This is a genomic window from Vibrio lamellibrachiae, assembly GCF_050337265.1.
Lineage (GTDB): Bacteria > Pseudomonadota > Gammaproteobacteria > Enterobacterales > Vibrionaceae > Vibrio > Vibrio kyushuensis.
This window is the reverse complement of record NZ_JAKJSU010000005.1, coordinates 361,088-375,161: the sequence shown is the minus strand read 5'-3', so window position 1 is coordinate 375,161 and position 14,074 is coordinate 361,088. Positions and strand designations below refer to the sequence as shown.

The 14,074-nt window shown below is 42.9% G+C and carries 11 protein-coding genes; 10 read left to right on the top strand and 1 reads right to left on the bottom strand.

Annotated elements, in window-relative coordinates; all coding sequences use genetic code 11:
• Nucleotides 1–114: 114 nt before the first annotated feature.
• The 4 genes from L4C54_RS07265 to gatZ all read left to right on the top strand — a co-directional run bounded on the left by L4C54_RS07265 (nt 115) and on the right by gatZ (nt 5,315).
• Complete coding sequence (locus tag L4C54_RS07265; protein ID WP_428807646.1) at nt 115–702, top strand: hypothetical protein; 588 nt, start codon at nt 115–117, stop codon at nt 700–702.
• A 127-nt stretch (nt 703–829) separates the two neighbouring features.
• Nucleotides 830–2,731 (top strand): protein translocase subunit SecD, encoded by a 1,902-nt coding sequence (secD, locus tag L4C54_RS07260; protein WP_428807645.1) that lies wholly within the window; start codon nt 830–832, stop codon nt 2,729–2,731.
• 74 nt (nt 2,732–2,805) lie between these two features.
• Nucleotides 2,806–3,726 carry a protein translocase subunit SecF gene (gene secF / locus L4C54_RS07255; RefSeq protein ID WP_428807951.1) on the top strand — a complete coding sequence of 307 codons (921 nt, stop codon included), beginning with the start codon at nt 2,806–2,808 and terminating at the stop codon, nt 3,724–3,726.
• A gap of 314 nt (nt 3,727–4,040) precedes the next feature.
• The gene (gene gatZ, locus L4C54_RS07250; RefSeq protein WP_428807644.1) at nt 4,041–5,315 is read left to right on the top strand and encodes a tagatose-bisphosphate aldolase subunit GatZ; all 1,275 of its coding nucleotides are present in this window, start codon (nt 4,041–4,043) and stop codon (nt 5,313–5,315) included.
• A gap of 146 nt (nt 5,316–5,461) precedes the next feature.
• On the opposite strand, the gene xylB is transcribed toward gatZ, so the two are convergent.
• A complete protein-coding gene (gene xylB, locus L4C54_RS07245) occupies nt 5,462–6,949 on the bottom strand; it encodes a xylulokinase (protein ID WP_428807643.1) in 1,488 nt (495 codons plus the stop codon).
• Between the two features lie 162 nt (nt 6,950–7,111).
• Here xylB and L4C54_RS07240 point away from each other — a divergent pair, with 162 nt between their 5' ends.
• Genes L4C54_RS07240 through L4C54_RS07215 form a run of 6 tightly spaced genes read left to right on the top strand, consistent with a single transcriptional unit; the run spans nt 7,112 to nt 14,052 of the window.
• The gene (locus L4C54_RS07240) at nt 7,112–8,158 is read left to right on the top strand and encodes an alcohol dehydrogenase catalytic domain-containing protein (protein ID WP_428807642.1); all 1,047 of its coding nucleotides are present in this window, start codon (nt 7,112–7,114) and stop codon (nt 8,156–8,158) included.
• Nucleotides 8,158–9,012 carry a tagatose-bisphosphate aldolase subunit GatY gene (gene gatY, locus L4C54_RS07235; protein ID WP_428807641.1) on the top strand — a complete coding sequence of 285 codons (855 nt, stop codon included), beginning with the start codon at nt 8,158–8,160 and terminating at the stop codon, nt 9,010–9,012. Before L4C54_RS07240 ends, gatY begins: the two co-directional genes overlap by 1 nt.
• A gap of 12 nt (nt 9,013–9,024) precedes the next feature.
• Entirely contained in the window at nt 9,025–9,447 is a 423-nt protein-coding gene (gene fucU / locus L4C54_RS07230) for an L-fucose mutarotase (protein ID WP_428807640.1), read from the top strand.
• 9 nt (nt 9,448–9,456) lie between these two features.
• Nucleotides 9,457–10,980 carry a sugar ABC transporter ATP-binding protein gene (locus L4C54_RS07225; protein ID WP_428807639.1) on the top strand — a complete coding sequence of 508 codons (1,524 nt, stop codon included), beginning with the start codon at nt 9,457–9,459 and terminating at the stop codon, nt 10,978–10,980.
• Nucleotides 10,980–12,980 carry a substrate-binding domain-containing protein gene (locus L4C54_RS07220; RefSeq protein WP_428807638.1) on the top strand — a complete coding sequence of 667 codons (2,001 nt, stop codon included), beginning with the start codon at nt 10,980–10,982 and terminating at the stop codon, nt 12,978–12,980. Before L4C54_RS07225 ends, L4C54_RS07220 begins: the two co-directional genes overlap by 1 nt.
• A gap of 49 nt (nt 12,981–13,029) precedes the next feature.
• The gene (locus L4C54_RS07215; RefSeq protein WP_428807637.1) at nt 13,030–14,052 is read left to right on the top strand and encodes an aldo/keto reductase; all 1,023 of its coding nucleotides are present in this window, start codon (nt 13,030–13,032) and stop codon (nt 14,050–14,052) included.
• Nucleotides 14,053–14,074: the final 22 nt, after the last annotated feature.

Here is a 14,074-nt window from a genome sequence, read left to right as displayed (position 1 = left end):
GAAAAAGTGATGTATGAGTGAGCACTCATGTTTGTGTGGAGGTTATACCTTTATTGGTCGAAATGAATTTAATTAAATGAGAGCGTTTTGTCGCCGTGACTCGATAGATTTTAGATGTTTTTAGTTGTGACCAGACCTATTCATCCTTATTATGTCAGCCTGTTAGTTACTCACTTGGCTGGTTTGATGCCCGTTCACTTTATTAAGATATTTTGGTTAACGATTTTTGCGCTGCTATTGCCATCGCAAGCATTCGCGAGCCTGATACAAAGTGATAGCGTTCATGACTCAAAGCTAGAAAACAGTGAGCTAACTTATCACCATCAACCTTTGTTGATGGAAGATCAACCATCGCCTCACACATCTCTACAATCTCTTTTTGATTCAATCGTTTTTGAATCTACCGAGGAAACGCCTAAGCCACTAGCACCAAGGCCGGTGTCACAAACTGAAGTTATTGATAGTGCAATCGCCATCATTAACTCTAGCCGTTGGTCTGCTTCTTCTACTCTGATTGAAGAGGCCAGTGAGCCAAGCAGCGAATTCTTCGACGATCTTACTCATGTGCCACATTATAAACGTTATCTACACGCTATTTATGATGTCGATTTTTGGGTAGGTGACGCTTTTGCATCAGAGCACCGCATTTCAGGCTGGAAAGAGACCAACGCTCTTTATGTCGCATTAAATAGCCAGTTCTAAATAGATAATCTTTACTCCCCTTAAATAAATTTATTCATTTTGATGAGCACGTCGGTTGTATTACATCGACGAGGCTGGTCAACGCTATTTATAAAACTTGATCTTGCGGTCAAGGGACGGTTTATCTATGAAAAATCTTTCTCAAAAGAACACGGCCAAACAGAGCTTAGACAGTAAGAAAAAAGCTAGAAAGGCGAACTCTGCTCGCCTGCTTAATCACTACCCTGTGTGGAAATACATTGTACTCATCACTACCATCATTGTTTTGGCATTGAGTGCCATTCCGACGTGGTATGGGGAACAACCGTCTATTCAGCTTTCACTTTCCGAAGAGACAGTGAGTAACGAACTCAATAAAACATCGAACGCGGCATTTCAACTATCAGGCCTTCTCGAGTCAGAAGGTATCTCGACGAATCAAATCGAGCAGGTAGGCAATAAATTCACATTAGTCTTTGATTCAGAGACGGATCAAAGTAACGCTCGCATTATTTTAGACGACCTGATTAGTGAGCGAGACAGCATTAGCTTCTCTTACCTTTCAGTGGCACCAAAATGGTTTACCCAGTTCGGATTTAACCCTATTAAGCTAGGTTTGGACTTACGTGGCGGCGTCCAGTTTCTGCTTAACGTTGATGTTGATAAAGCGTTTGAAGAGCAGCGCGATACGATGGTGGAAGAAGTTAGAGACTCATTACGCCAAGAGCGCTTACGGGGTGTAAAACTAACTAAGCTAGGTGTCGATGGTTTTGAGGTATCGACGTCGTCGTCACAGGCATTGAACAGCGCCAGTACCTTTATTAAAACCAATTACTCCGGTTGGGATATAAAGAACCACTCAGACTACCTAACGGTTTCTCCATCTGCGCAAAACCGAACTGAATTTCAAACCATTACGATTCAGCAGAACTTAAAAATAATGCGTGACCGTATTGAAGAGCTTGGTATTACTGAAGCATTGGTACAGCGTCAGGGTGAGCACGGAATACGTATTGAGCTACCGGGTGTACAAGATCCAACCCAAGCGAAAAACGTTATCGGTGCGACTGCGAGTTTATCTTTCCATCAGGCGAAATCGACCACTGACGGTATGACTCGTTCTGACATGATATTAAAAGATGAAAGCGGTCAACCTGTGATGCTAGCGAAACGCCCTGTATTAACAGGTGAGCACATCGTTAATGCCCGTGCAGGGGTCGACGAAATGGGGATGTCAGAGGTCAACATATCTCTTGACCACGCTGGTGGCAAGATCATGAGTGATTTCTCTCGCACCAATATTGGCAAGCCAATGGCAACGGTGTATCGCGAGTACACCACTAACGCTAAAGGTGAGTCTCAGCGCAGCGAAAAAGTCATTTCAGTCGCAACTATTCAGTCTCAGCTAGGAAGTCAGTTCCGTATTACAGGAGCAGGCTCGATGGCTGAAGCACAAGAGCTGGCTTTGTTGCTGAGAGCCGGTTCACTCACCGCTCCGGTGACGATTGTCGAAGAGCGTACCATCGGCGCATCTTTGGGCGCTGAAAATATCAAAAATGGCTTTGCGGCGTTAGCGTTAGGCATGGGGTTAACCTTAACCTTTATGGCGTTGTGGTATCGACGCTTAGGCTGGGTTGCCAATACGGCTCTGATCACTAACATCGGCTGTCTACTTGGTTTAATCGCTTTATTGCCCGGTGCAGTCCTTACTCTGCCCGGAATCGCTGGACTGGTATTAACCGTAGGTATGGCGGTGGACACCAATGTGCTTATATTTGAAAGAATACGAGATAAGCTTGCAGAAGGGAGAACATTCGCGCAATCCATCGATCTGGGTTTTAGCAGCGCGCTTAGCACCATATTAGACGCCAATATTACCACCATGATCACTGCTGTGATTCTTTACTCTATCGGTAACGGCCCTATTCAGGGGTTTGCATTAACTCTAGGTCTCGGTCTATTGACCAGTATGTTTACAGGTGTCTTTGTTTCACGCTCTATCATCAATCTAATTTGGGGTCGCGATTCTCGTCGTGAAGTAAAGGTTTAATCATGACTAATCGCATCATAAAGACAAACAGCAATATCGACTTAACCAGTAATATCGAGACAAATGGGAAAACAATGAAAGTGAATCCATTTAAAAAGAACATTCGAAAAATACGATACTTCACCAGTTATGTTTCTCTTTTCTTAATGGTGATCTCCGTTGCTGCTCTTGGAATGAAAGGGCTTAATATGGGCCTCGATTTTACCGGAGGAATGGTGACTGAAGTCAGGGTTGACCTTGGTCTGACTAATGGGGAGTTAGTTGATACCTTAGCTCCGGAATTAGGCGAGTTAACGACAGTAACGCATTCAGGTGAAGAGGGACGTTGGGTTATTCGTTACCCTATTCCTGATTCTTCCATTGAACAATCAGGCGTTGAACTGCCGAATATAGAACAACTGCTGAGTGGAGTTTCAAACAATGTCGAAGTCATGAGTAACAGCATGGTGGGATCCCAAGTAGGAGATGATCTAGTGAATCAAGGCGGACTTGCATTAATGATCTCTATGTTGACCATATTGGCTTACTTATGTTTTCGCTTCGAATGGCGGTTAGCCAGTGGCTCGTTGCTTGCACTGCTGCATGATGTGGTATTAGTGCTTGGATTCTTTGCTGCAACCCAGATGGAATTTAACCTTACGGTCTTTGCGGCAGTATTGGCAATATTGGGTTATTCATTAAATGACTCAATCATCATTGCCGATCGTATTCGTGAGCTGCTGGTGGCGAAACAAGACAAACCAACTGCAGAGGTGACTGATAGTGCCGTCATCGCAACGTTTTCAAGAACAATGGTAACTTCAGGGACGACGTTAATTACTGTTTCCGCGCTTTGGTTCATGGGGGGCAGTGCTTTGGAAGGTTTTGCTACGGCAATGTTTATCGGAATTCTATCTGGCACGTGGTCTTCGATTTCGATTGGTACAGTATTACCAGAGTGGTTAAAGCTACAACCTATACATTATTTACCTGTAGAGATTGATACTGCGCCTTAATGTGCTATGGCCCGCTATATAAAGGGTTTACATTGTAAACTATCAAAGAAAAAGAGCCATTTATATGGCTCTTTTTTGTATTCATAGTGATATTTTTTGTCGAAGTGCGTGTCTATGATTGGTCAGGCTTTCTAATCTATTTCCTGATGTAATTGAGCATTCATACTTAGTGTTGTCTCCTTCCATTTTTTCCTACCCTTCTTCTTTATCTTTCGTTTGCTTGTGTTTTCTTTCTTTTATTTGCCATTTGTATTTACATTTCATTTCACTTCGATCAATAATAAACGAAATCAATTGAAGGAATAGGTGGTGGAATGAAAAATATCGTTAAGGCTCATGGTAGCAAAGGGAATGTAGGAATCTGTTCAGTGTGCTCTGCTCATCCTTGGGTGATTGAAGCAACGCTCAGATTTGAGCTGGCATCGACCAATAAGGTTCTTATTGAGTCAACGTCAAACCAGGTGAATCAATTCGGTGGCTATACGGGAATGGTTCCGTCGCAGTTCAGAGACTTTGTATTTGAGTTGGCTAATAAGATTGGCTTTCCAAAGCAGCGAATAATTCTTGGCGGTGACCACTTAGGGCCAAATTGCTGGCAATCAGAGTCGGCGGAATCGGCAATGCTGAAATCTGAAGCATTGATTGATGCATATGTATCAGCAGGTTATAGCAAAATTCACCTTGATACATCGATGTCATGTGCTGGTGATCCCGTGCCTCTTGACCCAATGGAAGTTGCTCGAAGAGCGGCAAGATTGGCCAAAGTAGCAGAGGCTTCTGCATCGCCTGAGTTAAAAGAGATCCTAACTTATGTTATTGGTACGGAAGTACCTGTACCGGGTGGTGAAAAAGAGGCCATTAAGGCTGTTCATGTCACTGAAGTGGACTCGGCGCGCATGACCATTGAAACGCATAAACAAGCTTTTGAAGAGATCGGTATTTACCATGCCCTTGACCGTGTTGTTGGTGTAGTTGTACAACCCGCGGTTGAATTTGACCACTCAAATGTCATTCACTATAAGTCAGAGCAAGCTCAAGAACTTTCAAAATTCATCGAATCAACGCCGTACATTTACGAAGCTCACTCAACAGACTATCAAACCAAAGAAAACTTACAGCAGTTGGTACGCGATCACTACGCAATTTTGAAAGTGGGTCCTTGGCTGACGTTTGCCATGAGAGAGGCCATTTATGCGCTGGCTGAAATAGAGAAAGAACTCGTTGATGCTGCAAAGCAGAGTCATGCGAAAGATGTGATCAGTCAAATATTGATGGATGATAAGCGTTACTGGGAGCAGTACTACAGTACTACTTTTTCAGATGCTCGCGTTCAACTGAGTTTCAGTCTTTCGGATAGAATCCGTTATTACTGGGCAGATGAACGTATTATGAAAGCATTGGATACAATGATCAGTAACCTTGATGATGTTGAGATTCCGCTGGGCTTATTAAGCCAATACCTACCCGTACAGTGTGGAAAAGTACTCTCAGGAGAGATGAAAGCAACGCCGATGGAGGTCATTTACTCTAAAATCCAAGAGGTGTTAGAACAGTATAGTTTCGCCTGCGTTCCTCGTGAATGCGCTTAGAATATAAATAATTATGCCGACACTGCTTAATGAGTCGCTGCATTCTAATTAGAGACCTAAAAAACACCCAATGCTATTTCATTGGGTGTTTTTATTTAGTCTTTGTCTCGCTATTGATGAGTCTATTAGCCAACGAAGGGATTCACTTAACTCGGGAAATTACTGTCTAGGTAGTGATCGACAAGACGGTTGTATTGAGTTGAAAGTGCTTTGTATTGAATGTGATTGTTTTGATTCGGTCTAATCGTTTTGGATTCATCAAACTCGACAAATTTTTCACAGACTGTCGATATGTCGAGTTTATTGGCCCCATCATTCTCTTTTGTCCAATAGGCTTGTAATGCACCACCAATAGCTGCTGCTTCTGTTGATAGAGGAGTAATAAGCTCAAGGTTTGTTACATCAGAAATCATTTGGCGCCATACTCTACTGTTCGCGCCACCACCTATAACGCAAGCACGGTTAAATTCGACCCCGGACTGTTTTAGCACGTCTATGCCTCGAGCAAGATTATAAGTTACCCCTTCAACAGTTGACCTAACTAGGTTTTGTTGTGTCAGGTTTGATGCAGATATATTCAGCAATGCACCTTTTGCACTGGGTACATTGGGAAGTCTCGCTCCATTGTAAAAAGGGAGCGAGAGTAGATCTTGCGAACCAATAGGAGCGCTGTCTAATAATGTGTCAAAATCTGCAATGCCTTTGCCAATTAAATCAAGAATTTGATTATTCGCAGTAGTGACATTCATGGTACTCACTAGTGGTAAATAGCCATTAGTAGAGGAGCAGAACGCATTAAGATCCGGAAATCTCCTGCTATCAACCTGATTATGAGTGTGAGCGAAAGCGGTTCCAGATGTGCCTAAGCTAACCGTTAACATACCTTGGTCTACATTTCCGGTACCAATGGCTGCCATCATATTATCGCCACCACCACTCGATACAATAACGCTTGGGCTTAATCCTAGACTGGCACAAATATTAGGCATTAACGTTCCGAACACCGCTTCTGATGAAACCACTTCAGGTGTTTGATAACTTGTTGGTAAATCTATATATGAAAGTAGCTCATGATCGATTGATTTAGTATGGGTATTAAACCAACCTGTTCCTGATGCATCACCAGACTCTATAGCATAACGCCCTGTTAAACAGTAATTAAGGTAGTCATGAGGCAGCATAATTTTGTGTATGCGTGAGAAGGCGGATGGGTTATTTCGCTTTACCCAGAGTAATTTTGCGATGGTGAAAGCAACGGGGACTTGAATTCCGAGTCTTTCATTTATTTCAGTATTATGAAATCTTTCAAACTCTTTCAGTTCGTTTTCAGGCCTAGTGTCACACCAAAGCAGTGCATCACAGATGATTTGGTCATTTTTATCGAGTAGCACTAAGCCATGTTGTTGCCCAGAAATACCGATACCTTTTAAGGACCTCTTGCCACTTTCAAAGCCTTTAAATGCAAGCCTTATTGAGTTATACATCGCTTCAAGCCAGTCCTGCGGGGCTTGCTCTCTCTTTCCTGTCGAGTCTTGTGCAAGTTTATGTGGTGTATAAGCAGTATTTAAAACGTGCCCTTCATCCCACAGGACTGCCTTGGTCCCTTGCGTGCCGCAATCTATTCCAATGTACATTCTTTGATTCCATCCATTTGTTACTAATTTGATTGTTTTTGTGATCCAACATTAATATTCGTAATATTACGTTGGCTTTCGAAAGGTATTGTACATAAAGTAGTAAGAAATCGAAAGATAAAATAAAGTTATGAAACTAAGTTAAGGGTAAGGGTCGTTTGAATGCTAAGTATCGCGGTTAAATCAAACAAAAAACTTGAGGTCGCCCACATCGCACAACCGGAAGTTGAAGACAATTCGGTAATTGTGAAGGTGCACTTCTCTGGATTATGTGGTTCAGATCTTCCACGTATTTTCTATGATGGGGCTCATTTTTATCCCATCGTTCTAGGGCACGAATTCTCGGGGGAGATTATAGAAATAGGAAAAGGAGTCGCTGATCTAAAAGTTGGAGATCGCATAGCGTGTGCCCCGCTCATTCCTTGTGGTGAATGTGAACAGTGTAATGAAGGCAACTACAGCTTATGTCCAAATTACAGCTTTATTGGTTCGCGTATTCAAGGCGGTAACGCTCAGTATGTAAAGGTTCCAAGCAAGTGCTGCTTTAAGCTTGCTGATGATGTGACATCTCAAGATGCCGCATTTTTTGAGCCGTTAACCGTTAGCCTTCATCCAATTTTGATGGCTGATGGATGTGAAGGAAAAAACGTAGTTATCGTTGGCGTTGGAACGATTGGTCTACTAGCAGTTCAAGCAGCAAAAGCACTGGGTGCAGTGAGTGTAACAGCTATCGACATTGATCAATCTAAGTTAGAAAAAGCGATGTCGATGGGGGCTGACTTTGTTATTAACTCGGGTACAGAAGAGGGAACGGCATTAGCCAATAATATAGAGACTCCCCATGGAGCTCAGCTGATATTAGAGACGGCCGGTAACCCACAAACGGTAAAACTGTGCATAAGCATAGCAAAACCAAAAGCGACCATTGCTCTTATAGGAACGTTACATCATGACCTTACAATGTCTCATCAAGAGTTTGGTCAAATACTTCGTAAAGAACTGAAGCTATTCGGCAGTTGGATGAACTACTCAGCACCTTACCCAGGAAAAGAATGGGAACTCGCTGAGAGCCTATTTTCATGTGGTTTGATAAAAACCGACGCTTTAATTGATGGTCTATATAGCCCAAATAATTTTGTTGAACGAGTAACCGAACTGCAAGGGCAAAGCCCATCAGGAAAAATCCTATTAGATTGGAGCCAACAGTAATGAGCCTTACACACACTAAATTTTTATTAGAGCACGCTCAAAAGTATGGGTACGCGGTTCCTGCTTTTAATATTCATAATCTGGAATCAGTGCACTGTGTACTAGATACAGCAAAAGAGATGAATTCTCCTGTTATTTTAGCGGGTACGCCATCAACGTATCAATACGCAGGAACACCGGAATTAGTTGCTTTAGTGACCGCTGCGGCAAGGGATAGAGATATGCAAGTGGCATTGCATCTAGATCATCATACGAGCATTGATGATATTGAAGTAAAGATACAGGCAGGTATACGTTCAGTAATGATTGATGGGTCACATGAATCATTCTTAAATAATATTTCTATCACTAAACATGCCGTTGAATTATGTCATCGTTACGGCTGCAGTGTTGAGGCGGAATTAGGCCAATTAGTGGGCCAAGAAGATGACCTGATTATTGAGTCGGTTGACGAGCCATATACAGATCCTATGCAGGCTGCAGAGTTTGTTGCCAAAACGGGTATTGACTCATTGGCCGTTGCGATTGGTACTGCGCACGGTCTTTATAAAGAAGAGCCTAAACTCGATTTCGAACGACTCGCGGCGATTGCCAAAGTGGTTTCTATTCCTCTCGTTCTTCATGGGGCGTCAGGCATTTCAGCAGATGATGTATCTCGTTGTGTCTCAATGGGAATTACCAAAGTTAATGTAGCTACCGAACTTAAAATTGCCTATGCAAACACATTAAAAGAAGTGTTTGCCAACGACCCATCAGTCAATGATCCACGCATATATAACGTAGAAGCAAAAAAGGCGATGGCAAGTGTTATTCGCCAGAAGATCGATATATGCGGAAGTGCAGGTCGTTTATAAGGAATCAATGTGATGCTTAAAAATGTCAACTCAATAATAGAGCCAGAGCTTTTATACATACTGGCCAAAATGGGCCACGGAGATGAAGTGATATTGTCGGATATTCATTTCCCTGCTCATTCATTTAATAACAATGTTCTGCAAGCCAGAGGCTGTGAAGTTTCTGATCTTGCCAATGCGATTACGGATCTTATCGAGCTAGACCAGTATGTAGTCGATAAGGCCGTCATGATGCAAACCGTTGGTGATGATGTTCACCCTGAAGGGCTTGTTGAAGAGTATGTTGCCAATTTACCCGTAGGCACCGAAATTTCATTTATTGAGCGCTTTGCGTTTTATGAACGAGCAAAAAAAGCAAGTTGTGTGGTAGTAACGGGCACGACTAGAAAGTACGGGAATTTAATTCTCAAGAAAGGCGTGACTCCGACAAACTAAGGAATAGTTATGTGTAGTCCAATATTAACAATGAGTGGAATCTCTAAGGCATTTACGGGCGTGCAAGCTCTAAAAGATGTCAATTTTCAGCTTCGTGCTGGTGAAGTTCACGCCCTAATGGGTGAGAACGGAGCGGGTAAGTCTACTCTAATGAAAGTATTGATTGGTGTACATAAAGCCGATGAAGGGCATATCACCTATCAAGGTAAAAGTATTGAATATAGCTCAGTGTTAGATGCACAAAAAGCAGGGATATCCATGATATTTCAAGAGCTTAATCTAATACCTCACTTGTCGGTGGCTGAAAATATCTTTTTTGCACGAGAGCCCCTTAAGCATGGATTAGTAGACTATAAAACCATGTGCCATGAGGCGAGTAAATTGCTTGATATGTTTGATATTGATGTCAAACCAACGGACATCGTAAACACGCTATCTGTGGCGAAACAGCAGATGGTTGAAATTGCTAAATCGCTTAGCTTTGATGTTGAAATCCTAATAATGGATGAGCCAACATCTGCCTTAACTGATCGAGAAATTGATGCTCTATTTGTGTTGGTTGAGAAGCTGAAATCGCGTGGTGTGGCAATCGTATATATCTCTCATCGAATGGATGAATTAAAACGTATTTGCGACCATATCACCATCTTCCGTGATGGCCAGTATGTCTCTAATCATCGGTTTAGTGAGATTTCCATGGATGACATCATTGCCAAAATGGTAGGGCGCTCCCTTGATAATCACTTTCCTGAAAAAAAAGCCGTGGTGACCGATGAAATGATCTTATCGGCAATGAATGTCACTCGCTATGGTGTATTTAAGCCGCTTAATTTCGACTTACGTAAAGGTGAAATTCTCGCAATAACAGGACTTGTGGGAGCGAAAAGAACTGAACTTGCAAGAGCACTGTTTGGAGCTGACCGTCTGTCAGATGGTGAGCTTTTTGTTCACGGCGAGAAAAAGACGATTAAGACCCCATCTGATGCAATAAAAGCGGGTGTGGCGTATCTCTCTGAAGATAGAAAGCTCAATGGCGTCGCAGTAAAAATGTCGATTCGTGAAAATACGACCATGGCGTCAATGGATAAAGTAAGCAGCCGTTTAGGTATTATTTCAACAAAATCTGAAACCGATGCTGCAAAGCAATATATCGATAAGATGGCCATCAAAACCCCAACCGTTGAGCAGATTGTTGGCAACCTTTCAGGTGGTAATCAGCAAAAAGTGGTGATCGGGAAATGGTTATTTAGAGATGCCAAAGTAATGATTTTTGATGAACCAACACGCGGAATTGATGTTGGCGCAAAATACGCGATTTATGAGTTGTTGGATGAGCTAGCTTGCCAAGGAGTCGGCGTCATTATGATTTCGTCTGAGCTACCAGAAGTACTGGGCATGTCTGACAGAGTCATTGTAATGAAGGAAGGAGAGATGACAGCGATGCTAAATACCGCTGATACATCTCAGGAGGAAATTATGCAGTACGCAACAGGAGTGAAAAACATGTTCCCTTTACTTGAGGAGGCTATCTAATGAGCGAACAACATAAAGCTTTGCTACAGAAACTGGCTTCGGTGGGGGGATTGCTTGCATTGATCATCGCCTTCTCTTTTTCAAGCCCGTACTTTCTGACAATGAATAACATTATGACGGTTGGTCTACAAACGTCGACGATTACCATTATTGGCATCGGTGTCATGCTAACCATTCTGACTGGCGGGATTGATCTGTCGATTGGCTCTGTGATGGCTCTTTCTGGCGTGACTGCGGGTATCGCGGTTAACGCAGGCTTACCTGTGCCACTTGGTATGGCTGTGGGTGTAGCAACAGGGACATTTTGTGGTCTATTGAATGGGCTATGTGTTTCAAAGCTTCGTCTTCCTCCTTTTATTGCCACTCTTGGAATGATGATGATTGCACGTGGTGTCGCACTGTACATCACCAATGCAGCGCCAGTTTCAGGAATGCCAGAATCCTTTTCATACTTAGGTAATGGCGCACTATTTCGAGTGGTTGAAATGGGTGCTAATGGATTTCCTATTGTGAAGTTTGCGGGCATTCCGTATCCAGTTATCGTCATGCTGTTAGTTGTGGCTGCGTTTTCATTCTTGCTAACCAAAATGCGTCTAGGACGCTATCTGTATGCAATAGGTTCAAATGAAGAAGCTGCTCGCCTATCGGGCATTGATACTCAAAAAGTTAAGACTGCTGCTTATATGGCATCAGGCATGCTTGCAGGACTTGCAGGCGTCATTATTGCTAGTCGACTTGTCACCGCACAACCCAATGGTTCTGTTATGGCTGAGTTAGACGCAATCGCATCAGCCGTTGTGGGGGGAACATCATTAATGGGCGGAGTTGGTACTGTAACCGGTGCAGTTATTGGCTCATTCATTATTGGTGTATTACGCAACGGTCTGAACATGAATGGAGTGAGTTTCTTCGTTCAACAAATAGTCATTGGTGGTGTGATTATCGCTACCGTTGCATACGACCAATACCGTATGCATAGAACAACGACTGTAAAACAACCTACAAAAAACACGACAAAAAAATCCAAAACGGATGGAGATAATATGAAAGTTAATAAATTAGCTACGCTTGCTGCTATGGGACTTGCAATCACTTTTTCTGGTGTGTCAGCTGACGCTACTGCCGCTCAAAAGGAAATTGCAGTTGTTGTTAAAACAGAAAACTCAAATTTCTGGCAAAACGTGAAAGGGGGGTCAGTTGATGCGGCCAATGGACTGGATGACTACAACATTACTTTCCAAGGACCAGCTGCTGAAACGGCCGTGGATGAGCAAGTTAACATGATTCAAAATGCTTTGAACCGTGGTGTAGCAGGCCTTGTTATAGCTCCAACGGATCCTAATGCCTTGGTTCCAGCACTAAAAGCAGCGTGGGAGCGTGGTGTACCGGTTGCTCTGATAGATTCAGGTCTAAACGATGATGATAAATATCACCAAGCTTTCTTATCTACCGATAATCGTGCGGCTGGTAAATTAGCAGCTCTTAAAATGATTAAAGCGCTAGATGGCAAAAAAGGTAAAGTTGCAATGATGAGCTATACCGCAGGTTCTGGTTCAGCGATTGACCGTGACGGCGGATTCCAAGAAACAATTGAAGCAGCTGGCTATGAGGTTGTTGGCCCGTTCTACTCAAATGCTGACATGGTTACAGCGTTAAACCAAACCGTTGATGTGTTGGCATCAAATGAAGATTTAGTCGGTATCTTTGGCTCAAATGAACCAACGGCAGTAGGCATGGCTCGTGCAATTGAACAACGTGGTTACACAGGTCGCATCGTAGCGGTTGCTTTTGACGGTAACGCCGACATCCAAAAGTTCATTCGTGATGGAGTTCTTGATGGCGCAGTAGTTCAGTCTTCATACGGTATGGGCTTCATGGGTGTAGTAACAGTAGCAGAAATCTTAAATGGTAAAAAACCAGAACCGTTTATCGATACGGGTGTTGTCTATGTAACACAAGACAATATCGACAGCAAAAAGGCACAAGCAGTACTTTACTAATAGGACTTCCCCCTTTGCTTAGGTAAAGGGGGACACATGGAGAAATACAATGTCTTTATCAACACTTGAGCGCACGGTCGACATTAACAAAGTACCAACCAAAACATTGCGTACCGGTGCGATTATGCCTGCGATTGGTCTTGGAACATTTGGTTCAGATAGATTTACTGCAGAGCAGGTTTCAGAAGCGGTCATGGGCGCTCTCAAAGCGGGTTATCGATTCTTAGATTGCGCTTCAATCTATGGCAATGAAGACCAAATTGGTAAGGTGCTGAGTGATGCAATGGCGGATTTAAACCTGCCAAGAGAAGCGTTCTTTGTCACCTCTAAAGTTTGGAATGATCAGCATGATGATGTGATTAATGCTTGTAAAAAAACGCTGGCTGATTTGCAGGTAGATTATCTAGATCTCTATTTAGTTCATTGGCCATTCCCTAATTTCCACCCAATTGGTTGTGATGTTGATTCTCGCAGCGCAGACGCAACACCTTATATTCATGATGAGTTTATGAAAACATGGCGTCAAATGGAGCAGCTGGTTGATATGGGGCTCGTTAAGGCGATTGGTACATCTAATATGACCATCCCTAAAATGGAGCTATTGTTGCGTGATGCTCGGGTTCTTCCTTCAGTCAATGAAATGGAGTGTCACCCTCTGTTTCAACAGCAAGACCTCTACGACTATTTGACAGAAAACCAGATTGTACCTGTTGGATTTTGCCCTATTGGTTCTCCATCAAGGCCTGATCGTGACAAAACTGAAAATGATTTAGTTGATACTGAGCACCCGGTGATCGTTAATGCAGCGAAACGACTTGGTGTGCATCCTGCGATTGTTTGCTTGAAATGGGCAGTTCAGCGTGGCCATGTTCCGATTCCTTTCTCGGTTAGAGAGAGTGAATATGTTTCGAATTTAAAATGTGCAACGGAAAATCCGCTTACTGATCAAGAGATGAGAGATATCTCGAAAATAGATGCAGACAATCGACTCATTAAAGGTCAAGTATTTCTTTGGCAAGGTGCTAAAGGATGGGAAGATTTGTGGGACTTAGACGGTACCATTACTAAATGAACGTCGATTAAGTCATTATAAA